Raw genomic sequence first — 24,654 nt, 5'->3', positions numbered from 1 at the left:
GTGATCTCAGTCGTCCGCCACGGCGGGGGCCGTGCTCGGTTCCGCGTCCGCTCCGGCCTCCTCGGGAGTCGGTTCCCACGTCAGTTCACCTTCGTACTCGAAGGCGCGGTGGTCCCGCGTCGGGTCGACGACCGTCAGCGACAGCCAGCCGTTGTCCAAGAGCCCCGCCACCGACTCGTTGTCGGCCAGGATCTCGGTGACGCGGTCGACCGGCGCGTGGACGACCGTCGAGAGCCGGAGAGGCAGGTGGTACGGCTCGTCGTCGGCGGCCATGACCGACTGGAGCGGGAGGCCGGTCATCAGGTCGCCCCCGTTGCCCTGGTAGACCCCGACGTTCCCGACGGGATTGTGCGTCACCTTCGACCCGCTGCCGTACGCCGCGTTGTCGACCGTCGAGAAGTAGTACTGCGCGTTGATCCACTGGGTGACGACCATCGGTCCGGCGAGGATCGCTTCGAGCGCGTCGCCGTCCGGGTCGGTCGCCCAGTCGTACGAGTGGAGGAAGGCGCGCCCGTCGAGGTCGAGGCCGTCCGTCAGATCGCGGGGTCCGACGACGAAGCCGGCGTTGCCGGCCAGCCCCCACTCGGGGCGCGTCTCGGCCCAGTCGCCGGCGCGGCGTTCGGTCTCGCGGACGCCCGCCCCCGCGGCGGCCCCGCCGGTGCGCTCGTCGGCGGCGCGCTCGCGGGCGGCGTCGAGGTCCGCGCGCAGCCGTTCGAGCTCGGCGGCGTGCGAGTCGGGCACGTCGCGGTCGTACAGCGTCACCTCGTCGGTCGTCGTGTTGTGTTCGGCGGCGAGGAAGACGGTGTCGTCGGGCACGTCGATCCCGCGCTCGCGCAGTCCGTCCCTGACCTCGGGGTCGTTACAGATCGCGGCGAGCACGCGGGCGCTCGGCCCGCCCGGGTTGCCGGCGCAGGCGCCGCAGTCGAGGCTGGAGTCGTAGGGGTTGTTCGCCGTCTCGGCCGCGTGGCCCGTGAAGACGACCAGGCGGCCGAACGACTCCCACCCCATCAGCTCGAACGCGGTCGCGGCGTACTCGACCCGCTCGTCGCGGGACAGCCCCGTCGGAAGCCCCTCGGCGTCGGCGTCGTGTCCGTGGACGCCCGGGTCGCAGAACTCGTGGTCGCCCGGAATCGCGCCGCCGGCGCCGCCGAGCAGGTCGCGCACCCGCCCGGGGACGAGCGTGCGCGCGGCGAGCGCGAGCCCGTACCCGCTCCCGGCGCCCTCGACGAAGCTGAACGCGGTGGCGGGGTTCGACCGCAGCGTCTCGACCACCTCGCCGGCGGCCTCCGCGAGGCCGCCCCAGCGGTCGCGGCTCCTGCGCGCGGCGCCGTCCGTCGGGACCTCCTCGACGCGGTGCTGCGGGTCGAGGATCGGCGGACAGGCGTCGACGGACACGTCGGCGCCGTAGCCGCTGTACTCCATCGGGACGCCGAAGAAGCCGGCGTACCCGTGCGTCTCGTAGTCGCCGGTCGCCTCGACGTGCCGGCGGATCACCTCCGAGCGCGTGTCGATACAGAAGACCAGCTGGGCGTCCGGGCGACCCGACGCGCCGCCGTCGGCGCGCGCGCCGCGCTCCTCCCCGCGGGCCTCGCTCTCGGCGGCGACGCGCTCGACGAGCCCGTCGCGGTACGTCGCCTCCCACGCGCTCAGGAACGCGTCGGCGATCTCGTCGCTCGGCTCGACCGCCGGCCCGTCGGTCTCGGGCGGCGAGAGGTCGACCTCGAGGGAGTCCGCCAGCGCGAGCCGCGCCGCGAGGTACCCCGTCAGCGTGATCGGGTACGCGGACTGCCACGCGCCGCCGTCGTCGGCGCGCCGCTTGAGCAGGCCGGTCCACCCGGGGAGCGCGGCGAACTGCGCCTCGAAGACGGCCTCCCACCGTTCGCGGGGATACGGCGCCAGCGCGGCCTCGATCGCCTCGGTCGGCGACGCCGGCAGGTCGGCGACGAGCCCGTCGTCGGGAATTTCGTCGTCGTGGCGGGCCACCGAGCGGAACGCGTCGTAGAACCCCGCCTCGCGGTTCGGCATCGGCCACTCGGCCTGCCCCTCGTCGAGGAACGCCGAGAGCCACTTCGTCAGCACGCGGTCGACGCGGTCGGCGCCCGCGTCCGAGCCGTCCGCCTCGCCGGCGCCGCTCGCCCCGTCCGCGTCCTCGGCCGCCGCCAGCCGCTCCAGCACGGCCTCCGGGTCCATCTCGTACCCCCGGTCGGTCAGCTCCGCGTCGAGGCGCTCCGGGTCGATCCGCCCCTCGTCGAGGGCCGCCCGGAACGTCTCCGCGCGCGGGTAGCCGCGGCCGCCGAGCAGGGTCGCCGCCCGGCTCACGGCCTCGTCGAACGGCAGGTCCTCGAAGCCGGCGAGGGGGTTCGCGGTCACGAACGAGTGGACCGGCCAGACCGAGCCCACCGCGGTCGCGGCCGCGTCGATCTCCGCTTCGATGCCGTCGGCGTCGTCGGTACCGGTCTCAGTTGTCATTGTACTCCTCCGTGGCGGTCAGAACGGTGTTCGAGGCCGGTTGGCCCGCGTTCAGCAGTGCGACGTAGAGGCGCTCGCTCCGCTCGTGGACGCCGGTCTCGACCGCGACGTACGCCGCGAGGAAGGCGACGGCGACGACGGCGTGGACCGCGGTCAGCTCGGTCGGCGCGGAGACGAGCGGGAGCCCGGAGAGGACCCCCGAGACGGCCCGATACGCGAGCGCGTACACGCCGATGGCCGGGAGCGCGACGAGCGGGACCGCCGCGTAGCGGGCCGCCGTCGAGAGGGCGGTCTGCCGGACGGCGCTCCGGGCCGCGTGGAGCGTCGTGAGCGTCACGAACCCGGCGAGCAGCAGCCCGGTGTCGACGCTCGTCCCCTTCCCCGTCAGGAGCGCGAACGTCGCGCCGCCCGCGAGCCCCGTCAGCAGGACGACGACCGCGCCGACGACGCCCGTACCGCCGGCGTCGTGGCCGGTCGCTCCCGGGGCCGCGCGCTCGACCTCGTCGCCCGCGCTCAGGAAGTGGTACGCCTTGTAGAAGCCGTGGAGGATGAGGTGCGTGACGGCGGCGCCGAAGAAGCCGAGCCCGGCCTGGACGATCATGAAGCCCATCTGCCCGACCGTCGAGCAGCCCAGTTCGCCCTTCACGTCGGAGCGAACGGTCTTGAGCAGCTTCCCGCCGAGGGCGCTCGCGGCGCCGACGACCACGATAGTGAGCATCAGCCCGGTCTCGACGGTCACGACGGGCGCGAAGCGGAGCAGCAGGATCCCGCCCGCGTTGACGAACCCGGCGTGCATCAGCGCCGAGGCGGGCGTGGGGGCGGTCATCGAGGAGAGCAGCCAGCCGTGGAACGGGATCAGCGCCGACTGGATCATCGCCGCGAGGACGAGCGCGGCGCCGGCGACGAGCCACGCGGGCCCGCCGAGGGCGTCGGCGCTCGCGGCGACGCCGGATATGGTCGTCTCGCCCGTCGTCCGCCACAGCGCCGTCAGCGCGACGCCGAGCAGCGCGCTGCTGGCGAGGAAGTGACGCCGGGCGACGCTCGCGGCGGCGCGGGCCTGCGGCCAGCCGTCGACCGTGCCGACGAGCCGGGCCATCAGGAGCCCCATCGCCAGCCAGCAGGTCCAGAACAGCGCGACGTGGTCGGCCGCGACGAGCGCCATCACGGCGAGCGTGAACCCGAAGACGCCGAGGAAGAAGTCGGTCTCGTGGGCGCTCCCGGCCATGTAGCGGCGCGAGTAGCTGTGGACGATCCCGCTGAAGAACGTGACCACCACCCACATCAGGACGGTCAGCCCGTCGACGGCGACCGCGCCGGGGACCTCCCACGGTCCGCCGAGTCGGAGTCGGGCGACGAGGACGGCGACGCTCGCGGCGAACAGCGTCCACGCGAGCCGTGTTAGTGCGACGGGAACGGGCGACGCGTTCGCCGTCTCCCGGAGCGCTCCGACCGTCCGTTTCGAGGTGCGTCCTGACATCGTTCGAGCCGTCACGCGACCGCCGCCGGAGTCCGGACCGCGCCCGGATCCGAATTCGGTCGCATCTACCTGCTTCAGAGAACGTAACGTCTATTAAAATTGTCTGTATTCACAATTCGTTCGCAGATCTCAAATTAAAGAACATTATGTTTATCGGCTCGCGACCGCACAGCGGACGAGCCCGGCCTTCGGCCGCGCTCGACTTTCGCCCGCCCGGCGTCGCCACTCAGGAAATCATAACGTCCCCCGGTCCGGAGGGGCGGTATGGAAGAACTCTCGGGGACCGTCCTCGCCGGCGAGTCGTTCGAGCCGGTCCGGGGACGGGTCGTCGTCGAGGACGGGCGGATTGCGGCGGTCGAGGAGACGGCCACGGAGTCGACTGACGTCGTGCTGCCGGCGTTCGTCAACGCGCACACCCACCTCGGGGACTCCGTCGCGAAGGAGGCGGCCGTCGGCCTCTCGCTCCACGAGGCCGTGGCGCCGCCGGACAGCCTGAAACACCGCCGGCTGGCGGCCGCCGACCGCGACGAACTGGTGTCGGCGATGCGCCGCACTCTCCGATACATGCGCCGGACGGGCACCGTCTCCGCGCTGGACTTCCGCGAGTCGGGTCTTCCGGGCGCGCGCGCACTCCGCGAGGCGGCCGAAGACACGGGCGTCGACCCGTTCATCTTCGGCAGCGGCGACCCGGCGGTGCTCGACGTGGCCGACGGCTACGGCGCCTCCGGCGCCAACGACGACGACTTCGCCGCCGAGCGCGCCGCCTGCGAGGAGCGCGGCGTCCCCTTCGCGATCCACGCCGGTGAGCCCGACGCGACCGACATCCACCCGGCGCTCGACCTGGACCCGGACCTGCTCGTCCACATGGTTCACGCCGAAGAGGAGCACCTCGAACGGGTCGCGGACCAGTCCGTTCCGGTCGCGGTCTGCCCGCGCGCGAACGCGGTCCTCGGCGTCGGGACGGCGCCGATGCGCGACCTGGTCGACCACGCGACCGTCGCGCTCGGCACGGACAACGTCATGCTGAACCAGCCGTCGATGTTCCGCGAGATGGCGACCGCCGCGAAGCGGTTCGACGTCACCGACCGGGAGGTGCTGCGGATGGCCACCGCCGCCGGCGCCGAGATCGCCGGACTCGACTGCGGCGTCGTCGAGCCCGGGCGGCGGGCGGCGCTGCTCGTCCTCGACGGCGACTCGGACAACATGTCCGGGACGGCCGACCCGGTCAGCGCGGTCGTTCGGCGCGCCACCGGGCTGGACGTGAAGCGGGTCGTCGGCTGACCGCCCCGGTCAGTCGCCCTCGTGCCGCTCCGCGTCGAACCGCCCGAATGGGGTCGTCTCGTGGGTCCGCACGAGCACCTCGTCGGCGACCGTGACGCCCATGTCGAGGAGCGCCTGCGCCACGGGCGTGATGTCGCTGTCCGATTCGCCGACCACCGTCACGAGCAGGTTCTGCTCGCCCGTCACGAGCTCCTGGACCGACACCACGCCGTCGATCTCCAGGATGTCGGGGATGAGCTCGCCGCGCTCCGGGATCGACGCGGTGCAGTAGAGCAGCATCCGGAGCGGGTACCCCGACCGCTGGTAGTCGACGCTGGCGCTGTACCCCTTGATCACGCCCTCCGACTCGAGCCGCTGGATGCGCTTGCGGACGGTGCTGTCCGAGGTGCCGGTCCGCTCCGCGATGTCCCCGGACGACGTGTTCCGGGCGTCGGCCTGGAGCGCGTAGAGGATCGCCCTGTCGACGTCGTCGATCGCGCCGTTGTCCATACCCCGCCGATAGGCGCGTGTCGTTTTATACGTTGGCGCGCGGCGTCCGGCGGCGCCTCGCTCGCGCCGATCCCGACGCCTACATACGGACTCCGCCAGTGGGTCGGGTATGGCGCCCTACACCGTGGACATCGACGTGCGGTTCCGCGACATCGACGCGCTGGGTCACGTCAACAACGCCGTCTACGCGACGTACGTCGAGCAGGCGCGGACGCGATACTTCCGCGACGTGCTCGACATCGACATCTCGCAGTCGTCGACCGTGCTGGCGTCGCTGTCGGTCGACTTCCGTCGCCCGATCGAGTTACCGGACGAAACCGTGACGGTCACCGTCGAACTGGCCGACTTGGGGCGGTCGAGCGCGACGATGACCCACGAGATCCGCGTCGGCGACGCGGTCGCCGCGGAGGCCGAGGCGACGGTCGTCGCGCTGGACCCGGAGACCGGAGAGCCGGCGCCGATCCCCGAGGAGCACCGGGCCGAGATGGAGTCGTACCACGACCTCTGAGGGGCTCGGGGGACCGGGTCCCGCCGGCCGATCCGCGCCGGACGCACACCTTCTTGACGCCGCGGACGGATCGATCGGTATGAGCGTTCGACTGTACGCCCTCGACGGGTGTCCCTGGTGCGAGACGGCGGCCGACGCCTTGGAGGAGGCTGGCGTCGACTACGAGACGGAGTGGGTGGAGGCGCTCCACTCGCGGCGGAACGAGGTCAGGCGCGTCAGCGGCCAGCGCGGCGTCCCGGTCCTCGTCGACGAGGAGCGCGGCGTGACGATGGCCGAGAGCGCGAACATCGTCGAGTACGTCGAGAGGACCCTCGCATGAGCATCTACACCGGCCGCGGCGACGAGGGCGAGACCGACCTCCGGGACATGAGCCGGGTGTCGAAGTCGAGCCACCGCATCGAGGCGTACGGCTCCGTCGACGAGGCGAACGCCCTCCTCGGCACGGTCCGGCCGACGGGCCACGACGACGTCGACGACCTGCTGGAGACGATACAGAACCACCTCCACATCGTCCAGGCGGACCTCGCGAACCCCGACCCCGACCCGGACGACCCGCAGGTGGAAAGCGATCACACCGCGGAGCTCGAGGACCGCATCGACGCGTTCGACGCGGAGCTGGAGCCGCTCCAGTCGTTCATCCTGCCGGGCGGCGGCGAGGCGGGGGCGGCGCTCCACCACGCGCGCGCCGTGGTGCGGCGCGCGGAGCGGCGCGTCGTCGACCTCGCGCGCTCGGAGCCGATAAACGAGGCCGTCGTCACCTACCTCAACCGGCTCTCCGACCTCCTCTTCACCCTCGGGCGGGTGGTCAACGCGCGCGACGGCGAGCCCGAGGAGTCGCCCACGTACTGAGTCGCCCCGAGCGCGCGATTTTTCCCCGTTCCTCGCGAGGTGGTGGTATGACGCTCGACAGCTACGCGGCGGCGGTTGACGGGCTCGACCCGGGCCCCGGCGAGGTCGAGACGGCGGAGCTACTGGTGACCGACGACGTGCTCGTGAAGGCGTTCGTCCTCGGCCCCGACGCGGCGGTCGACCCGCACGAACACGCCGACGCCACGAACGTGTTCCACGTGCTGGAGGGGGAGCCGACCGTGGTCCGCGACGGCGAGGAGGCGGCGCTCGCGGCGCCCGCGGTGGTGCCGAACGAGCGGGGCGCGGTCCACGGCGCCCGCAACGACACCGACGAGCGAGTCGTGCTCACGGCCAGCATCGCACCCCTCCCCTGATGGACGGCGAAATCGATCCCGAGGCGCTGTCGGCGCTGCTGGACGAGGGCGACGGCTCCCCCGACGAGTCGCTGCGTATCGTCGACATCCGCGATCGGCGCGCGTTCGACCGCGGCCACCTCCCCGACAGCGAGTGTATCCCCTTCCCGGAGCTGACGAGCCGGGTCGCGGAGCTGGAGGGGGCGGACCGGATCGTCACCGTCTGTCCCCACGGCGTCGCCAGCCAGCAGGCGGCCCAGCTCATCGGGACCTACGAGGGCACGCAGGACGCGCGCGTCGAGAGCCTCCGCGGCGGAATCGAGGGGTGGCAGGAAGCGGTCGGCGAGCTGACCGAGTCGCCGGCGCCCGAGGGGAACGACGGCGCCGACGAAGACCCAACGTCGCCCTTCTGACGCGGCCCGACCGCCCCGGGACCGGGCTTCTCAGACCGCGCGAACCCGAACCCGCCAGAAGTCGCGGAACGCGTCGTCGAGCGCCGCCTCCGGCTTCCCGGTGGCGTCGGAGACGTCGGTGACGTCGGCGCGGTCGCGCACCCGCCCGAGGACGCTGCGCTCGCCGACGGCGATCACGCGGTCGAGGTCGTTCGCGTCGGCGACCTCGGAGAGCGCCTCGGTCGCCCGGTCGAGGTGGTCGTCTATCTGTCCCTCGCGGCGGCGCTCGAAGCGCCCCTGCGAGAACCCACCCTTCGAGTGGGCCTCCTTCACGTCGCTGGCGAACCCCTCGAAGGCGACCCGATCGGCGCCCTCGTAGGTGCCCACGGCGAAGGTGTCCGAGCGGACCAGCGCGAACGCGAACCGGCCGGTCGGGCGGAACCACGACTCGTCGAGCCGGAAGCGGTCGCTCCACCGGTCGAACGGGTCGGGCGCTATCGGCGGGGTCAGGGCGACGCTCACCGCGCCGGTGTCGTCGGCGAGGACCACGGCCGGAGCCGCGCGCCGGACGAGCGCCGCGCGCTCGCCGAACCAGTCCGCGACGGTCGCCGGGACGGAGTCGGCGTCGGGGACGAACGCGGTCAACAGCCCCTCGGGGTCGTCGCTCTCGACGGCGCGGAAGCGGTCGAGCGCGTCGGTCAGCTTCGGTCCGCGCAGGTCGCTCACGCGCCGGAACTCGACGGACGCCTCGGTCCCCTCCGCGCGCTCCAGCCGCTCCTCTAGCGACTCGATCCGGTGTTCGAGCTCGTTGACGCGCTCCTCGGCGCGCTGGCGGTCGGCGACGGCGTCGGACCGGCGCTCCTCTTCGGCCTCCGCGCGCCGTTCGAGGTGCCGCTTCTCCTCCTCTAACTCCTCGATGCGCTCCTTCAGCTCGGCGCGCCCGAGCAGCCTGTCGATCATACCGAATCGGCGATCCCCTGCGACCTAAAAGGTGCGCCTGCGGCGGCACCTATTCGTAACCGAACGACGCCGTGGCGCGTGCCTGCGAGCGGCCGCCCTCGGCGGCCGCGAGTCGCACGCGCGAGGGAGTCGCTGGCGGCGCCAGCCGCCAGCGACGAGGCTGGGGAGGTGTGAGGCGCGGTTGCGGTGCCGTGCGGGGCGGGACTCAAAGGAGCAGCCGGGAGGCGGTGTTCACGGCCGAGCTGCTGACGCTTATTATAAGCGAGCGGTTGGTAATTTGGCGGTGTTCGCCGCTCTACCGTCAGCAGTCACTCATAGCTGAGCGGCCGAGGACTCGAGAACGTTCTCCACCCCTCTCTGACCGGCTAGTTATAAACAGCAGCTACGATCGACGGGAAATCCGGAGTCACTTCTCGCGTATCACGCGTTCACGAACGGCTCCCAGCCCTCCCAGCGCAGCAGCTTCTCGGCGCGGTCCGCGTCCGCCAACAGCACGTTCCGGCGGTCCGGGAGCGTCTCGTCGGCGAGCTCCCGGGGAATCGCGAGCGTCCCGCTCGGTACGTCGTCGTCGCCGGCGACCGGAATGTGGCCGCCGCCGACCTTCATGACGAGCGGGGCGTCGAGTCGCTCGACCCCCTCGCCGTCCGCGTACAGCTGCTCGTTGACGTGCTCGTGGTCCGCCCGCTGGATGACGGCGCGCTCGCCGCCGTGGGGTTCCACGTACAGTTCCCCCAGGTAGTAGCCGCTCGAGAATCGCTCGAACATACTATGCGTGCTACTCTCTGCCATGACGGGATATAAGCGTTTCCCGCGACTCGCGCGCGCTGAGATTCGGCGGTGGCGTCCGCTACGGAGCGAGCACGTCGCCGTCGTTCGCTCGGTAGTACGCGGCCAACGGCGTGCCGCGCCCGCGCTCGGCCTCGAACAGGTCGGCGAGCCACGCCACGGCGTCCGGGTCGTCGTTCGCGGCGTACCCGAGGAAGTTGCCCCTATCGCCGTGGATCGCGAGGTACGCCGTCGTCCGCCCCTCGACGGTGCTCAGGTACCACGCGAACGGGAGGTCGGTGACGACGCTCACCTCCACCCCGGCCTCGACGATGGAGCGCGCCTGCTCCGGGCTCTCCGCGGCCAGGTACTCCGCGACCGACTCCGTCAGGACGTACGACAGCTCCAGCGACCCCTCGACGACGGTGCGGCGGTACAGCGTCGAAACGAACCGCTCGTCGTTGGCGGCGATCGATGCCCCTCGGAGCCGGTCGGCCGCCTCGACGACGCGCTGAAGCCGGGACAGCACCGTCGCCGGCGGCGTCCCGGCTATCGTCACCACCTCGGCGTCCGCGAAGAACCGGTGGTTCCGCGGCGACGACGGGAGCTCGTTGAGGACGCCGTTCGCGGTCTCGACGGCCTCCGCGACCGCGACCGCCTCGTCGACGGTGTCTAGGAGGATCCGGCCGGCGTACGTCGCCTCGTAGCCGTCCGCGCCGCGCTCGACGAGCCCGTCCGCTTCGAGGGCCCGGACCGCGCGGTTGACCGTCGACCTGGAGTGCTCGAACGCGTCGACGAGGTCCCGGATCCGCGCGGGCCCGTCTGCGAGGCGGACGAGGTACTGCCGACGACTGAAGGCGAGGTCGAGCACGAGTGAACTATCGGACAGCCTTCAGTAATACGTGTCGTTCGAGGAAGAGGTCTCGCCGCGTGCGGGCACCGGCGCGCGGCGCGGCGCCGCGCGCGCCGGGACGGCTACGCGTCGTCGCGCCGCGCGACCTCGTGGCGGCCGAACCCGTACCGGAGGCGGTTCGCGAGCCGCCGGGAGAACCGCCCCTCGTTCCGCGAGTCGAACCGCTCCGCGAGCGCCTGGTAGATGATCGGGACGGGCACCTCCTGTTCGAGCGCCTCCTCGACCGTCCACGTCCCCGTCGAGCCACCGGCCACGTGGTCGGCCACGTCGCCGAGGTCGGAGCCCTCCTCGCGGAACGCCTCCTCGCAGAGCTCCAGCAGCCACGAGCGGATCACGGCGCCGTTGTTCCAGGTGCGGGCCACTGACTCCATGTCGAGGTCGTAGCGCCCGTCGGTGAGCAGTTCGAACCCCTCGCCGTACGCCTGCATCAGCGCGTACTCGACGCCGTTGTGGACCATCTTCACGTAGTGGCCCGAGCCGGACTCGCCCATGCGGTCGTGGCCGTCCGGGCCGGTGGCCACCGCGTCGAAGACCGGGACCATCGCCTCGTAGGCCCACTCCGGGCCGCCGATCATCAGGGAGAACCCGGCTTCCGCGCTCGCGGGGCCGCCGGAGGTCCCGCAGTCGAGGTAGGCGGCGTCCGTCGCCTCGGCGCGACGGACCGACGCCTCGAAGTGGGAGTTCCCGCCGTCGACGACGACGTCGTCGCCGTCGAGGTGGGGCTCTACGTCCGCCAGGGTGGCGTCGACGGCGTCGCCCGCGGGCACCATCAGCCAGATCCGCTTGCCGTCGGCCTCGCCCGACCCGTCCAGCCGCTCGCAGAGGTCCGCGACCGAGTCGGCCGGCTCCGCGCCGTTCGCCGCCGCCTCGGCGGTCGCCTCCGCCGAGAGGTCGAACGCGACCACGTCGTGGCCCGCCTCCAGCGACCGGTTCGCGACGATCTGCCCCATCCGACCGAGTCCGATGACCCCGAGTTCCATGCGCGAGGGGTGGCGACCGCCCGCCGTAGTGGTTCCGGTTCGGTTCCTCGCCCGTCTGCCCGCCGCGGCGCTATTCGCCCGCCTCGGCCTCTCGCTCCCCGAGGTGCGCGCGGAGCGCGTCCACGTCCTTGTTGCCCGCGCCGGTGTTCAGCAGGACGACGGTGTCGCCGGGGCCGAACTCGCCGGACTCGGCGAGCGCGAACGCCCCGGAGACCGCGGCCGCGCAGGTGGCGCCGACCTCCAGCCCCTCGCTCCGCGCGACCTCGATCGCGGCGTCGAGGATCTCGCGGTCGGTCGTCGCCACCGCCCCGCCGTCGGACTCGCGGACCGCGTCGAGGATCAGGTGGCTCGCGCCCGGGTCGGGGATCGCGATCCCGTTACAGGCCGTGTCGACCTCGTCGTCCGCGAGCGGCTCGTGGCGGTCCGCCCCCGACTCGTAGGCGCGGACGATCGGGGCACAGCCCGCGGCCTGCGCGGCGTACATCGGGACCAGCCCGTCGGTCCAGCCGAGGTCGCGCGCCTCGCGGGCCGCCTTGTGCATCCCCACCAGCCCGACGCCGCCGCCGGTCGGGTAGACGACTGCGTCGGGCGCCTCCCAGTCGAGCTGGGCCAACAGCTCCAGCGCCATCGTCTTCTTCCCCTCGTGGCGGTACGGCGTGACGAACGTCTTCGTCGAGTACCACTCGGGGTGCTCGTCCATCGCCTCGGCGTACGCCCGCCCCGCGTCGCCGATCTGCGAGTTGCCGTCGACGGGGTCGGTGACGGTGAGGTCCGCGCCGTGGACCTCCGTCATCGCCTTCTGGGTGAACCCCGCCCGGGAGGGGAGGAACACGTGCGCGTCGAGGTCCGCGCGGGCCGCGTACGCGGCGGCCGCCTGCCCCGCGTTGCCGGCGCTGTTCAGCGCGACCTCCGCCGCGCCGTGCTCGCGGGCCGCCGTCATCGCGGCCGCCTGCCCGCGGTCCTTGAACGTCCCCGTGGGGTTCGCGCCCTCGTCTTTCAGGAGGACGCGGCCGACCCCCATCGCGTCCGCCAGCGCCGGGCACTCGACGAGCGGCGTGGCGCCCTCGCCGAGCGACACCGCCGCCTCGGCCGGGAACGGGAGCAGTTCGTCGTAGCGCCACATCGACCCGTCCGGTCGGGCGTCGAGCGCCTCCGGCGTCAGGTCGATCCGGTCGTAGTCGTACTCGGGGTCGAGGATACCGTCGCAGTCGGGACAGCGGTGCGTCGCCGTCTCCGCGTCGAACGTCTCGCCGCAGTCGACGCAGGTCAGGCCGATGAACGCGTCTGTCGTCTTCATGCGCTGCGGCTCGCGTGCCGGGGACTTCGGTGCTGTGGTCGCGGCGCGATCCGAGGCATTCGGCGTCGCAGTCGCGGGTACTTATGCTCGAAACGAATGAAGGGGTACGCCGAGGGGGACCGTAGCCGTACCTCCACGGGAGATGCTCGCTCCAGCGACCGCGTTCGATCCGCCGCGGGAAGCGAGGTGGAACCGATGAGCCGAACGGAACTGCGGTTGGGCCTCCCGACCGGATCGTGGCTCGGGGACGTGTCCCGACGCGTCCCCGCGGCGACGCTCCGGGTCGCGGAGACGATCGCGGTCGACGGCTCGGCGGCGACCGACGACGACGGCCTGACGGCGACCGAGGAGGACCTGACGGCGGCCGCGACCGTCCGCGTCGGCGGCACCGACAGGGACCGCGTCGAGGCCGCGCTCCGCGAGCACGACCGGGTCGACCGCGCGACGGCGGTCGAGCGCCGAGGGGACGTTCGCACGCTCCGGGTCGTCGGCCGCGCGCCCGCGTACCTCCCCGCGGCGCGGGCGGTCGGCCTCCCGATAGCGGCGGCGGTCGAGGTCGTCGACGGCCGCGCGGCGGTGAGCGTCGTCGGCGACCGCGACCGGGTCGAGGCGTTCGGTCGACGGCTCGCGGCCGACGGCGTGACGGTCGGCGTCGCCGCCACCGGGAGCGACGAGCCGGAGCGCACGCTCACGGAGGCGCAGCGCGAGTTGGTCTTCGAGGCGGTCAAGAGCGGCTACTACGACACTCCGCGGCGGTGTACCCTCACCGAGCTGGCGGCGGCGAACGACATCGCGAAGTCGACCTGTAGCGAGACGCTCCACCGCGCGGAGGGGCGGGTGATGCGTCGGTTCGTCGACGGCGGAGGGCCGTTCTCGGCGTCGGAGGCCGGAGACGTCGACGGCGGGGCCGGCGAGAACGTTCCCACCGAGACGGCCGCGCTCGACGGCGAGGAGTCCGACGCGGCCGAGCGCGCCGGCGACGAACTCGACGGCGAGGAGTTCGACGCGGCCGAGCGCGCCGGCGACGAACTCGACGGCGAGGAGTTCGACGCGGCCGAGCGCGAGGAGCCGGTTCGGTCCGCGGCGACCGAGCCCTGAGCCCCGCGGTCGTCGCGTCGGTCGCGGCGACTACTCCCCGTCGAGTGCCTGCCACGACAGCCGCGGGTTCCGCGCGGCGCCGACCTGGTCGATCCGGCTCGCGGCGGTCCGGCTCGGCGCCGCGTCGAGCGCCTCGTCGGTGTCGGCGTACGCGAGGTTGAACGCCTCCGCGAGGTCGTCGAGGGAGGACTGCCCCTCTATCTCGGTCGGCTCGGTCAGCATCGCTTCCGGCACCATCTCCGGCCACTTCGTCGTCGGCGGGTGGACGCCGAAGTCGAGCATGCGCTTGGCCACGTCGGCGGCGTCGCGGTCTCCCGCCGTCGCCGCGAACTCGTGGTGGAACGGGCCGAAGGGCACGTCGAGGTCGATCCGCTCGGCGAGGTAGTTGGCGTTGAGGACGGCCTTCGCGGCCGCGTCCGCCAGCCCCTCGTCGCCGAGGCGCGCGATGTACGCGTACGCCTTGATCGCCACGAGCCAGTTCCCGGCGAAGCCGTGGACCTTCCCGATCGTGTGCTCGGGCTGGAACCGCTCGTACCCCTTCCCGCCGTTCGTCTCGCGCACCCGCGGGGCCGGGAGGAACGGCGCCAGCTCGTCGACGACGCCGACCGGCCCGGCGCCCGGGCCGCCGCCGCCGTGGGGGGTCGCGAACGTCTTGTGGACGTTGTAGTGCATCACGTCGAACCCCATGTCGCCGGGGCGGCCCCGCCCGAGCAGCGCGTTGAGGTTCGCGCCGTCGTAGTAGAGCAGCCCGCCGGCGTCGTGGACGATGTCGGCTATCTCCGCGATGTCGCGCTCGAAGAGCCCGACGGTGTTCGGGTTCGTCAGCATGAGCGCGGCGGTGTCCTCGCCGACCGCCGCCTCCAGCGCCTCCAGGTCGACGCGGCCGTCGTCGCCGGAGGGCAGCTCGACCACGTCGTAGCCCGCGGTCGCGGCCGTCGCGAAGTTCGTCCCGTGGGCTGACGCCGGGATCACGACCTCGGAGCGGTCGTTGCCGTGGTGCTCGTGGTACGCCTTCGCGACGAGGATGCCCGTGAGCTCGCCCGCGGCGCCCGCAGGGGGCTGGAGCGTCACGGCGTCCATTCCGCCGATCTCGGCGAGGGCCTCCTGGAGCCGGTACTGGAGCTCCAAGTTCCCCTGCGCGGAGCGCGCGGAGCGGTCGGGGTGGATCGCCGCGTTCGGGTCGGCCGCCACGTCCTCCGTGAACTTGGGGTTGTACTTCATCGTACAGCTCCCGAGCGGGTACGGCCCCGCGTCGATCGCCCAGTTCATCTGCGAGAGCCGGGTGTAGTGGCGCGCCGTCTCCGGCTCCGAGGGGTTCGGCAGCGTCAGCTCCTCGCGGGTGAGGTCGTCGGGGAGCGGGGAGTCCTCGCGCACGTCGACCGTCTCCTGGCCCTTCTCCGAGAGCAGCGGCTCGCGGACGCCCTCCCCCTCTCGCTCGTAGTTCGCCTGGTCGTGGATCATCAGAGCACCTCCTCGAAGGCCGCGACGAGCCCGTCCGTCCGCCCGGCGTTCAGGTCGGTGACGCACACCTGAAGCAGGTGGTCGCCGATCGCGTGGACCGCGAACCCCTCGGTCTCTAAGTCCTCGGCCACGGCCGGCGCCGGCTGGTCGACGCGCACCGCGAACTCCCGGAAGTGGTGGCGGTCGTGGACCGGCGCCTTCGCCCCGGAGAGGCCGTCGATCCGGTCCGCGAGGTCGGCGGCCTCGCGCACGCAGTCGTTCGCGAGGTTGACGAGCCCGTCGGGCCCGAGCGTCGCCGCGTGGATCGCCGCGCGGAGCGCGACCCACGCCTGGTTCGTACAGATGTTCGAGGTGGCCCGCTCCTTGCGGATGTGCTGTTCGCGGGTCTGGAGCGTCAGGGTGTACGCGCGGTCGCCGTCGGCGTCCTCGCTCGCGCCGACGAGCCGGCCGGGGACCTGCCGCAGGAAGTCGTCGCTACACGCGAAGATCCCCAGCCCCATGCCGTAGGCGGTCGGCAGCCCGAGCGACCCCGCCTCGCCGACGACGACGTCGGCGCCGACCGCGGCCGGCGACTCGAGGACCGACAGCGCGACCACGTCCGAGCCGAGGACGAACAGCGCGTCCGTCTCGTCGGCGAGGTCGCCGATCGCCGCGAGCCGCTCCTCGATACAGCCACGGACGGTCGGGCTCTCGGCGTACAGCATCGCCACGTCGTCGCCCGCGCGGTCCGCGAGGGCGTCGACGTCGGCGGTCCCGTCGGCCATCGGGTACGTCTCGACGGTCAGGTCGGCGCCGTCGCAGTAGTTCTCCAGCACCGCCCGCTTCCCGTCGCGGAGCTGTTCGGGGACGAGGACGGTGTCGCCCGAGGTCGACCGGACGCGGTCCGCGAGCGTCGCGGCCTCGCCGAGCGCGGTCGCGGCGTCGTACATCGAGCAGTTCGCGACGTCGAGGCCGGTCAGCTCGACCAGCATCGACTGGTACTCGAAGAGCGCCTGGAGGAACCCCTGGGACACCTCCGGCTGGTACTGGGTGTAGCTCGTGAGGAACTCGGCGCGGTCCGCGAGGTGGTCGACGACGCTCGGGACGTAGTGGCCGTAGTGTCCCCGGCCGAGGAACTCGGTCAGGTCGTCGTTCCGAGCGAACATCCGCGCGCACTCGTCGCGGATCTCGCGTTCCGTCCGGGGTTCGATGCCGAACTCGCCGTCGAAGCCGACGGCGTCGGGAATGTCGAACAGGGCCTCCTCGTCGTCGACGCCGATCTCGGCCAGCATCGCCGCGGTCTCTTCGTCGGTGTGGGGCGCGTACGGCGTGCCGTTCGCCCGGCTCATCGGTGCGTCTCGCCTCGTCCGCGGCGGTTCGGTCGTCCGTCGGCGGCCCGTCCGGGTTCGACTCGTCGGCTCGGGGGTGAAGTGAGGTCGGAAGGTGGCGTGGTCATATTCGTGTGTCGGATGGGTGTGTCGTCCGGTGTCCGCGGTCCGCGCTCCGGGGTGTCCCCGGCGTCACGCGATCTGGTCGTCGTACTCGTCGGCGTCGAGCAGGCCGTCGGCCTCGCCGTCCGCGGCGGGGGCGACCTCCAGCATCCACCCCTCGCCGTACGGGTCCTCGTTGACGAGTTCCGGGCGGTCGAACAGGGCCTCGTTGACCGCGACGACCTCGCCCGAGACGGGCGCGTACAGGTCGGAGACGGCCTTGATAGACTCGACGACGCCGAACGACTCGCCGGCGGCGACTTCGTCGCCGACGTCGGGGAGTTCGACGAACACCACGTCGCCCAGCTCGTCTTGCGCGAAGTCGGAGACGCCGATACGGACCGCGTCGCCGCCGGTCGTCGCCCACTCGTGCGATTCCAGGTACCGTCTGTCGTCGGGAACGTCGAAGCTCATTGGTCAGGGTCGCCGCGGTCCGCTCGGAGGCCTGGCCGCACGGGCGCCGGGCCGTCGGCGCCGTCGCCGGGGGCGACCCGTCGGTCGGCTGCGGGCGGCGTCCGCGATCGGATGGCGGTCCGCGACACGTGTGGATCACCCTTCCGGCGACGAGGAAATAAAAGGTGTGTTCGCGGCGGTCGAGCCGGGGATCGCCGGCCCGAGCCCGCGTCGCGCCGCCCCGTCAGGTCCAGCGGTCGAGCCCGGTCTGGACCTGCGACTCCGCGATGCGCTCGAACCCCCGCTCGACCTCGTCCGCGGCGACGCCCCACTCGTCGACGACGTACTCGCGGGCGGCCTCGACGTCCGGGTTCACGTCGGCGTCGACCGCGACGTCCTCGGCAGGGGGGTCCATGAACAGCTCTCGGACCGCCTCGGCGTTCTGGATCTCGGCGCCGCGCGCCTCCAGGACGCCCCACAGGTCGCCGTGTTCGCGGATCGACTCCACCGCCGTCTTCGGTCCGATCCCGCGGACCCCCTCGTTGAAATCGGTGCCGCAGAGCATCGCGGCGTCGACGAGCTCTTGGCGGTCCAGTCCGAGGTCGTCGAGCGTCGCCGCCAGGTCCATCAGCTCCGGGTCGCCCTTGCTCGTCAGCTGGCGGAGCGTCGTCGGCGCGCCGAACAGGAGGGTGTCGTAGTCCTCGCTGCCGGCGTGGTCGACGGTCCCGGTCGCGGCCATGTGCGCGCACTGCGCTTCCCCCTCCGCGGGCGCCTCGACGACCGGCACGTCGAGCAGTTCGAGCAGCTCGCGGGTCGTCTCCTGGATCGCGTCGGTGAGCCGCTGGGTGCGGGCCTCCAGGCGCGCCGCCTCCACGGCGTCGCCGCGCTCCGCGGCGGCGGCCCTGCGCTCCTCAGCCGCCTCGCGCTTCTCGCGCCGCTCGGCAACCTCGTCCGCCTTCAGGTCCGTGACGGCGCCGTCGAACACCATCACCGGGATCAGGTCGTGCTCGAAGAACTTCGGGAGCCCCTGGACGACCCCGATGAGGTTCGCGACCTCGACGCCGTCGGCCGTCGTGTACTTCTCGTCGCTCGTCCACTTGACCGTGGTCGTGAGGTAGCGGTACAGCCAGTTGTGCGCGTCGACGGCGACGACGCTCCCCTCGATGTCCGCGAAGGGGACGTCGCGGATCGACGCGAGGTCGCGCAGGTCGGCGTTTCCCATCGTCGGTCAGTGGGGCGCGCCGCTATTAAACGCCCTCCGGTCCCGGTCCCGCGCCGCCCGGTCCGTCTCCGCTGCCGTCCGGTCCGCCTTCCACCGGAACTCGCCTGCCGACTTCTGGGCAGTTTATGTGCGTCACGCGCGTACGAGCCCCTGACTGAATGGTCTCCCCGTTCGAGGTGTTGGAGGTCGACGAGGACGCCGACGACGACGCGATCGAACGGGCCTACCGCGAGCGCGTCAAGCGGGCGCACCCGGACCAGGGCGGATCGCTCGACGAGTTCCAGCTCGTGCGTCGCGCCTACCGAGAGCTGTCCGAGCGCGACGGGGACGGCGACGAGGGCGACGACCGGGCCGACCCGGCGGACGTGGACCTCACGAAGGGAGCCGACGCGCGCGAGCCCGCCTCGACCCGCGTCGAGTTCCTCGACTACGAGGCCGTCGTCGACTACGGTTGGTCGCTCGACGACGACGAGCTGTTCCGGAAGGCCGGCCACGCCGACCTCGCCCCCGACGCCCACGGTCGGTTGCTGGTCCACCCCGACGAGAGCCTGCTGGAGGCGGCCGAGCGGAGCGGCTTCGCGTGGCCCTTCTCCTGTCGCGGCGGCGCCTGCGCGAACTGCGCGGTGTACCTCGCGGAGGGCGAGCTCTCGCAGCCGACCGACCACATCATGCCCGACGACCTCGCCGAGCGCGGCTTCCGGCTCTCCTGTAACGGCTACCCGCTGACCGACGAGCTGTCGGTCGTGTTCAACGTGAAGCAGCGGCCGGAGCTCGACGACCTCATCCTCCCGCCCGGTCCGTTCACGCGCCGCTGAGCGCCTGCGGCGCGCCGCAAAAATCTCCGTGGTTGTCCCCGGAACGCCGAACGCCGGCGACCGCGGGCGACGCCCTCTCACTCACCCCAGCAGGTACCGGAGCGCCGGCGTGTTTCGAACCAGCTCCGTCTCCTCTAACGCCCGGTCGATCCCGACGATCCGGCCCGCGCCCCACGCGCCGAGGCCGAACAGGAGCAGCAGGTACACGAGCGAACTGTCGACGAAGTAGCCGTGCGCGACCGGGAACCCGTCCACGAGTCCGCCCTGCCACGCGGCGGTCCAGAACATCGACATCTGGATCGCGCCCATCAGCGCGGCGAACCGGAAGAAGACGCCGAACAGCAGCGCCAGCCCGATCAGGATCTGTCCGAACACGACCATCGGGTCGACGATAGCCGCGTAGTCCGCGAAGAAGAGGAACAGCCCCTGGAGCGGGTTGGCGTCGGCGACGGCGTTCTGGAGGAACCCGACCGAGCTCCACGCGAGCGGGTCGGCGAGGCCGCCCTCGAACAGCTTCGACAGCCCCGCCTGGAGGAACACCCACGCCATCACGACCCGGAGTCCGAGCATCGAGTACGCCAGCCAGGTCTCCGAGTAGTTGAAGTCCACGTTGCGGCCGAGCAGGTCCGCGCGAAGCGTCCGTTCCGACGGTTGTGTTGCCATTGTGTAACACCTCACGTGAGGAAGTTTCATACACCAGCAATAATCTACCGGCGGAGCCGATGCTCGTCGGTTCTACGCGAAGCGTAATTCAAAACCGCCGAACATATTCGCCTCGGGCTGACGGCCGAGAGCGGGGACGCCCGGACCGAACCGGCCCGGCGGCTCAGAACGACTCGGCGACGGCGGCGACGACGGCGTCCTCGACCGCGTCGCGCTCGCCGGAGAGGAACTCGATTTTGCCCTCGCGGACGCCGGCGGTCGCGATGTCGGCGTTCGGCGCGAGCTCGGCCGCGCGCTCGGCCACGTCGCGGACGGAGACGTCCGCGGTCGTGCGCACGTACAGCTCGTCGGTGCCGACGCCGACCGTCGCGAACGGTTCGCCGTCTGCGCGCCGCCGGTGGAGGTCGTCGAGCAGGAGCGGCGTCGGCGGGAAGTCGTAGCGGTGGGTGTAGCCGTCGGTGTCGAGCAGCGCGAACTCGACGCCGTCGACCGCCTCGGTCACGACGTTCGCGTCCGCGGTCTGGATCTCGGTCTCAAGCTTCTCGCGGAACTGCTCGGAGACGTGCGCCGCGAGGTCGCCGCCGTCCGAGAACAGGAGGTCGGCGATGAGCTCCCGCTTGTCCTGGTACGACTGGTAGTACGCCTCCAGCGCGACGGCCTCGCGGAGCTCCGCGACGCGCTCGGCGTCGTAGCCCGCGTCGCGGGCGAGATCGACGTAGCGGTCGGGGGCGTCCGCCCAGTAGCTCACGGCGGGCAGGTGCCGCAGGTCCTCGCGGACCTCGCCGTTGATCGCCGACGCCAGCGACGCGACGAGCGCGCCCGTCGAGAGCGTCTCGTCGCCGCCCACGTCGGACAGCTCCGGCGAGACGAGCGTGTCGACCGCGTCCCGGGTCTCCGGGTCCGCGACCGCGGCGTCGACGACGACCGCGTCGACCCCGTACACCGACAGCAGGTCGATGCCGTCGGCGGACTCGGTCGTCGAGCCCGCGCCGACGAGCAGGAACAGGGGGAGCTTCTCGTCGTGGCGGTCGCGGTCCTGGAGCATCCGCGTCGCGTCGTTGGTGGCCGCGTCCATCCCGTACACCGGCTCGTCGAGCGGGCGACGGGTGAAGTAGTGGTACTCGGCGTCGCTCTTCGCGTGCTCGTCGCGGATCAGCGGGAGCACGGCGCGCTCGACCGCGGCGCCCGCGACGTAGCCGTCGGCGGTGGCCGGGTGGCGGACGACGATCGGCCGCGATTCGAGGACCGCCCGGCGGACCGCCTCGGCCGCGTCGAGGAGGCCGTCGGCGAGTTCGGCGACCGTCTCGTCGCCGGCCAGCGGCTGGAGCCCCTCCGGCCGCGCCTCGTCCGTGAGCGCCTCGGCCAGGCGGCGGCGGACCGCCTCGGCCGCCTCGCCGTCGAGGAGGACGAGCGCCTCGGACTCGACCTGGATGTCGCCGCGGTGGCTCTCGACTTCCCCGTCGACCCGCACCGCGTCGCCGACCTCGACGTCCGGGTGCGCCCGGACGCCCGGCTCGACGAACGCCGCCACGTCGACGGCGCCGGTCTCGTCGCTTACCTCGAACACCGTCGGGCCGCCGGTCTGACGGACGCCGACGACCTCGCCCTCGATCCGGACCACGTCGCCGACGGCGTCCCCCAGCGTCTCGATCGACACGCGCTCCGGTTCCCCGTCGCCCTCGGCCTCCGGCGTCTCCTCGTCGCCGGTGGTCGCGACGTCGTCGGTCTCGGGCTCTGCGGATTCCGTCTCGCCCCCGGCGGGTTCCGTGTCAACCCCTGTCTCGTCGTCGGACTCCGCGGCCTCGTCCGACTCCGTCGCCTCGTCTTCGGGCGCCGCCGTCTTGGTGCCCGTGTCGGCCTCGGCGGGCTCTGCGTCGGTCTCGGCGGACTCCTCGGTCGTCGGCTCGTCGTCCGGGTCCTCGTCGGGGAGGTGTTCCCCGGAGGACTCCTGGACGAGGACGCCGCGGAACTCGCGGTCGGCCTGCCGGATCGACCAGGCGAGGTCGACGTTGCCGTTGTCGCGGACGCCCTTCACCTGGACGAACACGTCGTCGCCCGGCTCCCAGCTGAGGCTGTCGAGCCGGCGGTCGAGTTCGGAGCGGTGGAGCAGCCCGGTGACGCCCGGCGCGAGGTCGACGAACACGCCGAACTCGGCGTACCCGTCGACGACCCCCCGGTAGAACCGGCTCGGAACCAGGTCGTCGGGGGAGTCGCCGCGGAAATCGAACACGACGTCTTCCTGGTGCGAGTCGCAGACGCGACCGCCCCCGACGTCGGTGCCACAGATGATACAGGATCCCATTTGAGTACACCGAGAGTCTCGGGCCTAAAACGGTTGTCGAAAGCCCGCTGGCGGCGGCGCGAGCGCCCGGCGCGTCACGCGCCGAGCAGCGTTCGCGCGGCGGCCACGGCGCGGTAGCCGACCCCGTAGCCGAGCGCGGCCGGCGGCACCGCGGCGACGGCCGTCCGGAGCGGTCCCAGCCCGTGGACTTCGCGGAAGCCGACGAACAGAAGCACCGCCGCGTACGCGCCGCAGGCGACCCTGAGCTCCGGGATCGCTGGACCGGCCAGCGCCATCGGCGAGCTCGCGTACGCCACGGCCTGAACCGTCTCGCTCACGCCCCCGCGGTCCCGCAGGGAGAAATGTCCGTCGGCGATCTCGACGCTCGCGACGACGACGGCGACGGTCGCCGCCGCCGCGGTCAGGTGGAGGCCGACCGGCGCCGCCAGCGCGACCACGACGAGGAAGACCACGGCCTGCGAGAGCAGGGGCGAGGAGGGGACGACGACGGGCATCGCGGCGGGGTCCGACGCGATCCACCCGAGCGTGAACGCCGCGGCGACCGCCACCGCGAACGTCAGCGCGGGCGCCTGGTCGCCGGGCGTGATCCCGTTCGCGAACGCCCGCCGCGGCCGGACGAGCACCTCGGCCCACGTGCGCGCTATCCCCCGCGGGCCGCGAGGCCGACCGCCCGACGAACCGCTCATCCGAGAGGTCACGACGGCAGTTCGACCGCGCGGAATAACCCGTTTCCGGTTCGGTCCCGTCCGCGGAGTCGACCCGTGCGTTCGGGGAGGTCGCCTCCAGACTTATCAGCGCTGATACGCGGCGCGCAAACCCTTATAGCGGCCCCCGCTGACTGTCGCTCGAATGGCCGCGTTCAGCAACGACGAGCGAGGGTTCACCCCGCTGGCGGGGACGGGGCTGCTGGTCGGGGTCGTCGTGCTGCTGCTCGCTCTCGTCGGCGCGGCGGTGTTCGGGCTCATCGACGGCGTCGCCCCGCCGGACGCCGAGTTCGAGGGGCAACAGCAGAACGGCTCCCTCGTCGTCGTCGCGCTCGGCCCCGAGCCGGTGCCGGCCGAGGAGCTGTACGTCCGCGGCGAGGACCCGGACGGCAACGTCCAGTTCGGCGCGTGGCCCGGCGACGGGATCGTCAGACCGGGCGATCAGGTCGTCGTGCCCAACGCGACCGGCAACGAGAACTTCGAGGTCGTCTGGGAGCCCGTGGCGTTCGACACCCGCGAGACGCTCGGCAGCTACAACGGCGAGGACTCCGCGATAGAGGAGTGGAGCGAGGAGAACGGGGGCGCCGCCGCGGGCGGCGCCGTGGGCGTCTGAGGCCGGTCGGCGTTCGACCCCCGGGCGACGCCCGCCCGCGACCGCTCACTCGACCGCGACCCGCTCGCCGCGCTCGTCGGCGCGCTGGATCGCCGCGAGGACTTTCTGGACCTCGTAGCCGTCCTCGAACGACGGCTCGAACGACCGCCCCTCGGCGACCGCAGAGAGGAACTCGTAGCTCTCGTGGACGAACGTGTGCTCCCAGCCGATCACGTGTCCGGGGGGCCACCAGCGGTCGACGTACGGGTCCGACTCCTCGGTGACCAACACCGTCTCGTAGCCGCGGTTCCCCTCGCGGAGGACCTCAAGTTCGTTGAGTCGCTCCAAGGAGAACTTCAGACTCCCCTCCGTCCCGTGGACCGCGACCGTGTGGTCGTTCTTGTGGCCCGCGGCGACGCGGCTTGCCTCGAAGGTCCCGGTCGCGCCCGACTCGTAGCGGACCTGCGCGCCGTACGCGTCGTCGACGGTCACGTCGCGGTACTCGGTCACCTCGCCGTCCTCGTCGTAGACCGGGCGCTCGTCGACGAACGTCGTGAGCCGCCCCGACACGCGCTCGATTTCGCCGACGCGGCCGCCGACGAGGAAATCCGCGAGGTCGATGGTGTGCGCCCCGAGGTCGCCGAGCGCGCCCGACCCCGCCATCTCGGCGTCCATCCGCCACGCCCACGGCGCCTCGGGGTCGACGAGCCAGTCCTGGAGGTACCGCCCGCGGACCTGTCGGATCTCGCCGAGCTCGCCGTCCTCGATCAGCCCCTTCGCGTGCCGGATCGCGGGGACGAACCGGTAGTTGAACGCGGTCCCCGCGGTGACGCCCGTCGCCGCGGCGGCGTCGCGCATCGCCGCCGCCTCCTCGACCGTCGGCGCGAGCGGCTTCTCGCAGAGGACGGGGACCCCGGCTTCGAGGGCCGCGATCGACGGCTCCGCGTGGACGTGGTTCGGCCCGAGGTTGTAGAGGACGTCCACCTCGTCGATCACCGCCTCCCAGTCGGTCGCGGTGTTCGCGAAGCCGAACCGCCCCGCCGCCTCGGCCAGCGCTTCCTCGTCGCGCCCGACGAGCGCGTGCCGCTCGACCTCGGGCGCCTCCGGGAAGAACATCGGGAGCCGCGCCAGCGCGTTCGCGTGCGCCTTGCCCATGAATCGGTACCCCAGTACGCCGATCCGCAGTGGTTCGTCGGTCATTG

Annotated in this window: 24 protein-coding genes and 1 pseudogene; 9 read left to right on the top strand and 16 right to left on the bottom strand. The window is 72.3% G+C overall.

Annotated features, from left to right (window positions below):
• Positions 1 to 6: 6 nt before the first annotated feature.
• Entirely contained in the window at positions 7 to 2,469 is a 2,463-nt protein-coding gene (locus DVK06_RS06505) for a DUF2309 domain-containing protein (protein WP_121599720.1), read from the bottom strand.
• The gene (locus DVK06_RS06500) at positions 2,459 to 3,946 is read right to left on the bottom strand and encodes a proton-conducting transporter membrane subunit (RefSeq protein ID WP_053771046.1); all 1,488 of its coding nucleotides are present in this window, start codon (positions 3,944 to 3,946) and stop codon (positions 2,459 to 2,461) included. The genes DVK06_RS06505 and DVK06_RS06500 overlap by 11 nt, the downstream gene beginning before the upstream one ends.
• 264 nt (positions 3,947 to 4,210) lie before the next feature.
• Here DVK06_RS06500 and DVK06_RS06495 point away from each other — a divergent pair, with 264 nt between their 5' ends.
• Complete coding sequence (locus DVK06_RS06495; RefSeq protein WP_121599719.1) at positions 4,211 to 5,227, top strand: amidohydrolase family protein; 1,017 nt, start codon at positions 4,211 to 4,213, stop codon at positions 5,225 to 5,227.
• A 9-nt stretch (positions 5,228 to 5,236) separates the two neighbouring features.
• Here the strand turns inward: DVK06_RS06495 and DVK06_RS06490 are convergent, their stop codons facing one another.
• On the bottom strand, positions 5,237 to 5,716 hold the full coding sequence (locus DVK06_RS06490; RefSeq protein WP_053771048.1) for an Lrp/AsnC family transcriptional regulator: 480 nt from the start codon (positions 5,714 to 5,716) through the stop codon (positions 5,237 to 5,239).
• 109 nt (positions 5,717 to 5,825) lie between these two features.
• On the opposite strand from DVK06_RS06490, the gene DVK06_RS06485 reads away from it, so the two are divergent.
• The 5 genes from DVK06_RS06485 (at position 5,826) to DVK06_RS06465 (ending at position 7,839) form a co-directional block, all read left to right on the top strand.
• Positions 5,826 to 6,224 carry a thioesterase family protein gene (locus DVK06_RS06485; protein WP_121599718.1) on the top strand — a complete coding sequence of 133 codons (399 nt, stop codon included), beginning with the start codon at positions 5,826 to 5,828 and terminating at the stop codon, positions 6,222 to 6,224.
• 79 nt (positions 6,225 to 6,303) lie between these two features.
• Positions 6,304 to 6,543 carry a glutathione S-transferase N-terminal domain-containing protein gene (locus tag DVK06_RS06480; protein WP_121599717.1) on the top strand — a complete coding sequence of 80 codons (240 nt, stop codon included), beginning with the start codon at positions 6,304 to 6,306 and terminating at the stop codon, positions 6,541 to 6,543.
• Positions 6,540 to 7,073: a cob(I)yrinic acid a,c-diamide adenosyltransferase gene (locus DVK06_RS06475; RefSeq protein WP_121599716.1), complete on the top strand. Its 534-nt coding sequence runs from the start codon at positions 6,540 to 6,542 to the stop codon at positions 7,071 to 7,073. Before DVK06_RS06480 ends, DVK06_RS06475 begins: the two co-directional genes overlap by 4 nt.
• A gap of 47 nt (positions 7,074 to 7,120) precedes the next feature.
• Positions 7,121 to 7,447 carry a cupin domain-containing protein gene (locus DVK06_RS06470; RefSeq protein ID WP_121599715.1) on the top strand — a complete coding sequence of 109 codons (327 nt, stop codon included), beginning with the start codon at positions 7,121 to 7,123 and terminating at the stop codon, positions 7,445 to 7,447.
• Positions 7,447 to 7,839: a rhodanese-like domain-containing protein gene (locus tag DVK06_RS06465; RefSeq protein WP_121599714.1), complete on the top strand. Its 393-nt coding sequence runs from the start codon at positions 7,447 to 7,449 to the stop codon at positions 7,837 to 7,839. The genes DVK06_RS06470 and DVK06_RS06465 overlap by 1 nt, the downstream gene beginning before the upstream one ends.
• Positions 7,840 to 7,869: 30 nt before the next feature.
• Here DVK06_RS06465 and DVK06_RS06460 read toward each other — a convergent pair whose 3' ends face one another.
• The 5 genes and pseudogenes from DVK06_RS06460 to DVK06_RS06440 form a co-directional block, all read right to left on the bottom strand.
• A complete protein-coding gene (locus tag DVK06_RS06460) occupies positions 7,870 to 8,778 on the bottom strand; it encodes a Vms1/Ankzf1 family peptidyl-tRNA hydrolase (RefSeq protein ID WP_053771054.1) in 909 nt (302 codons plus the stop codon).
• A gap of 420 nt (positions 8,779 to 9,198) precedes the next feature.
• Positions 9,199 to 9,543 carry a DUF5802 family protein gene (locus DVK06_RS06455; protein ID WP_053771055.1) on the bottom strand — a complete coding sequence of 115 codons (345 nt, stop codon included), beginning with the start codon at positions 9,541 to 9,543 and terminating at the stop codon, positions 9,199 to 9,201.
• Positions 9,544 to 9,625: 82 nt separating this feature from the next.
• Positions 9,626 to 10,414 carry a winged helix-turn-helix domain-containing protein gene (locus tag DVK06_RS06450; RefSeq protein WP_121599713.1) on the bottom strand — a complete coding sequence of 263 codons (789 nt, stop codon included), beginning with the start codon at positions 10,412 to 10,414 and terminating at the stop codon, positions 9,626 to 9,628.
• Between the two features lie 104 nt (positions 10,415 to 10,518).
• Positions 10,519 to 11,478: pseudogene (locus tag DVK06_RS06445) on the bottom strand (NADP-dependent phosphogluconate dehydrogenase); the annotation flags it as partial.
• A gap of 28 nt (positions 11,479 to 11,506) precedes the next feature.
• Positions 11,507 to 12,733 carry a threonine synthase gene (locus DVK06_RS06440; protein WP_121599711.1) on the bottom strand — a complete coding sequence of 409 codons (1,227 nt, stop codon included), beginning with the start codon at positions 12,731 to 12,733 and terminating at the stop codon, positions 11,507 to 11,509.
• 195 nt (positions 12,734 to 12,928) lie between these two features.
• On the opposite strand from DVK06_RS06440, the gene DVK06_RS06435 reads away from it, so the two are divergent.
• Positions 12,929 to 13,831 carry a helix-turn-helix domain-containing protein gene (locus DVK06_RS06435; protein WP_121599710.1) on the top strand — a complete coding sequence of 301 codons (903 nt, stop codon included), beginning with the start codon at positions 12,929 to 12,931 and terminating at the stop codon, positions 13,829 to 13,831.
• Positions 13,832 to 13,861: 30 nt separating this feature from the next.
• Here DVK06_RS06435 and gcvPB read toward each other — a convergent pair whose 3' ends face one another.
• The 4 genes from gcvPB to fen form a co-directional block, all read right to left on the bottom strand.
• Entirely contained in the window at positions 13,862 to 15,292 is a 1,431-nt protein-coding gene (gene gcvPB / locus DVK06_RS06430) for an aminomethyl-transferring glycine dehydrogenase subunit GcvPB (protein ID WP_121599709.1), read from the bottom strand.
• Complete coding sequence (gcvPA, locus tag DVK06_RS06425) at positions 15,292 to 16,620, bottom strand: aminomethyl-transferring glycine dehydrogenase subunit GcvPA (RefSeq protein WP_121599708.1); 1,329 nt, start codon at positions 16,618 to 16,620, stop codon at positions 15,292 to 15,294. The genes gcvPB and gcvPA overlap by 1 nt, the downstream gene beginning before the upstream one ends.
• A gap of 171 nt (positions 16,621 to 16,791) precedes the next feature.
• Entirely contained in the window at positions 16,792 to 17,175 is a 384-nt protein-coding gene (gene gcvH, locus DVK06_RS06420) for a glycine cleavage system protein GcvH (protein WP_053771062.1), read from the bottom strand.
• Positions 17,176 to 17,398: 223 nt separating this feature from the next.
• Positions 17,399 to 18,376 (bottom strand): flap endonuclease-1, encoded by a 978-nt coding sequence (fen, locus tag DVK06_RS06415; protein WP_053771063.1) that lies wholly within the window; start codon positions 18,374 to 18,376, stop codon positions 17,399 to 17,401.
• Positions 18,377 to 18,534: 158 nt separating this feature from the next.
• Between fen and fer the strand changes: the two genes are divergently transcribed.
• A complete protein-coding gene (fer, locus tag DVK06_RS06410; protein WP_053771064.1) occupies positions 18,535 to 19,191 on the top strand; it encodes a ferredoxin Fer in 657 nt (218 codons plus the stop codon).
• 81 nt (positions 19,192 to 19,272) lie between these two features.
• Here fer and DVK06_RS06405 read toward each other — a convergent pair whose 3' ends face one another.
• From DVK06_RS06405 to DVK06_RS06395, 3 genes are all read right to left on the bottom strand, one after another.
• Positions 19,273 to 19,854 carry a DoxX family protein gene (locus DVK06_RS06405; RefSeq protein ID WP_053771065.1) on the bottom strand — a complete coding sequence of 194 codons (582 nt, stop codon included), beginning with the start codon at positions 19,852 to 19,854 and terminating at the stop codon, positions 19,273 to 19,275.
• Positions 19,855 to 20,017: 163 nt separating this feature from the next.
• A complete protein-coding gene (locus DVK06_RS06400) occupies positions 20,018 to 22,156 on the bottom strand; it encodes an OB-fold nucleic acid binding domain-containing protein (RefSeq protein ID WP_121599707.1) in 2,139 nt (712 codons plus the stop codon).
• Positions 22,157 to 22,230: 74 nt separating this feature from the next.
• Complete coding sequence (locus tag DVK06_RS06395; protein ID WP_077152253.1) at positions 22,231 to 22,842, bottom strand: YIP1 family protein; 612 nt, start codon at positions 22,840 to 22,842, stop codon at positions 22,231 to 22,233.
• A 163-nt stretch (positions 22,843 to 23,005) separates the two neighbouring features.
• Here DVK06_RS06395 and DVK06_RS06390 point away from each other — a divergent pair, with 163 nt between their 5' ends.
• A complete protein-coding gene (locus DVK06_RS06390) occupies positions 23,006 to 23,473 on the top strand; it encodes a type IV pilin (protein ID WP_053771068.1) in 468 nt (155 codons plus the stop codon).
• A 45-nt stretch (positions 23,474 to 23,518) separates the two neighbouring features.
• Here DVK06_RS06390 and DVK06_RS06385 read toward each other — a convergent pair whose 3' ends face one another.
• On the bottom strand, positions 23,519 to 24,652 hold the full coding sequence (locus DVK06_RS06385) for a Gfo/Idh/MocA family protein (protein WP_121599706.1): 1,134 nt from the start codon (positions 24,650 to 24,652) through the stop codon (positions 23,519 to 23,521).
• Positions 24,653 to 24,654: the final 2 nt, after the last annotated feature.

The organism is Halorubrum sp. Atlit-28R (assembly GCF_003665955.1).
Lineage (GTDB): Archaea > Halobacteriota > Halobacteria > Halobacteriales > Haloferacaceae > Halorubrum > Halorubrum tropicale.
Note: the sequence above shows the minus strand (reverse complement) of the source record. Positions and strands in the feature narration are given on the sequence as shown.

Bases quoted from the DNA above. Each gene is read 5' to 3' on its own strand.
- DVK06_RS06505 (WP_121599720.1), bottom strand. From the start codon at position 2,469: ATGACAACTGAGACCGGTACCGACGACGCCGACGGCATCGAAGCGGAG.
- DVK06_RS06500 (WP_053771046.1), bottom strand. From the start codon at position 3,946: ATGTCAGGACGCACCTCGAAACGGACGGTCGGAGCGCTCCGGGAGACG.
- DVK06_RS06495 (WP_121599719.1), top strand. From the start codon at position 4,211: ATGGAAGAACTCTCGGGGACCGTCCTCGCCGGCGAGTCGTTCGAGCCG.
- DVK06_RS06490 (WP_053771048.1), bottom strand. From the start codon at position 5,716: ATGGACAACGGCGCGATCGACGACGTCGACAGGGCGATCCTCTACGCG.
- DVK06_RS06485 (WP_121599718.1), top strand. From the start codon at position 5,826: ATGGCGCCCTACACCGTGGACATCGACGTGCGGTTCCGCGACATCGAC.
- DVK06_RS06480 (WP_121599717.1), top strand. From the start codon at position 6,304: ATGAGCGTTCGACTGTACGCCCTCGACGGGTGTCCCTGGTGCGAGACG.
- DVK06_RS06475 (WP_121599716.1), top strand. From the start codon at position 6,540: ATGAGCATCTACACCGGCCGCGGCGACGAGGGCGAGACCGACCTCCGG.
- DVK06_RS06470 (WP_121599715.1), top strand. From the start codon at position 7,121: ATGACGCTCGACAGCTACGCGGCGGCGGTTGACGGGCTCGACCCGGGC.
- DVK06_RS06465 (WP_121599714.1), top strand. From the start codon at position 7,447: ATGGACGGCGAAATCGATCCCGAGGCGCTGTCGGCGCTGCTGGACGAG.
- DVK06_RS06460 (WP_053771054.1), bottom strand. From the start codon at position 8,778: ATGATCGACAGGCTGCTCGGGCGCGCCGAGCTGAAGGAGCGCATCGAG.
- DVK06_RS06455 (WP_053771055.1), bottom strand. From the start codon at position 9,543: ATGTTCGAGCGATTCTCGAGCGGCTACTACCTGGGGGAACTGTACGTG.
- DVK06_RS06440 (WP_121599711.1), bottom strand. From the start codon at position 12,733: ATGAAGACGACAGACGCGTTCATCGGCCTGACCTGCGTCGACTGCGGC.
- DVK06_RS06435 (WP_121599710.1), top strand. From the start codon at position 12,929: ATGAGCCGAACGGAACTGCGGTTGGGCCTCCCGACCGGATCGTGGCTC.
- gcvPB (WP_121599709.1), bottom strand. From the start codon at position 15,292: ATGATCCACGACCAGGCGAACTACGAGCGAGAGGGGGAGGGCGTCCGC.
- gcvPA (WP_121599708.1), bottom strand. From the start codon at position 16,620: ATGAGCCGGGCGAACGGCACGCCGTACGCGCCCCACACCGACGAAGAG.
- gcvH (WP_053771062.1), bottom strand. From the start codon at position 17,175: ATGAGCTTCGACGTTCCCGACGACAGACGGTACCTGGAATCGCACGAG.
- fen (WP_053771063.1), bottom strand. From the start codon at position 18,376: ATGGGAAACGCCGACCTGCGCGACCTCGCGTCGATCCGCGACGTCCCC.
- fer (WP_053771064.1), top strand. From the start codon at position 18,535: ATGGTCTCCCCGTTCGAGGTGTTGGAGGTCGACGAGGACGCCGACGAC.
- DVK06_RS06405 (WP_053771065.1), bottom strand. From the start codon at position 19,854: ATGGCAACACAACCGTCGGAACGGACGCTTCGCGCGGACCTGCTCGGC.
- DVK06_RS06400 (WP_121599707.1), bottom strand. From the start codon at position 22,156: ATGGGATCCTGTATCATCTGTGGCACCGACGTCGGGGGCGGTCGCGTC.
- DVK06_RS06395 (WP_077152253.1), bottom strand. From the start codon at position 22,842: ATGAGCGGTTCGTCGGGCGGTCGGCCTCGCGGCCCGCGGGGGATAGCG.
- DVK06_RS06390 (WP_053771068.1), top strand. From the start codon at position 23,006: ATGGCCGCGTTCAGCAACGACGAGCGAGGGTTCACCCCGCTGGCGGGG.
- DVK06_RS06385 (WP_121599706.1), bottom strand. From the start codon at position 24,652: ATGACCGACGAACCACTGCGGATCGGCGTACTGGGGTACCGATTCATG.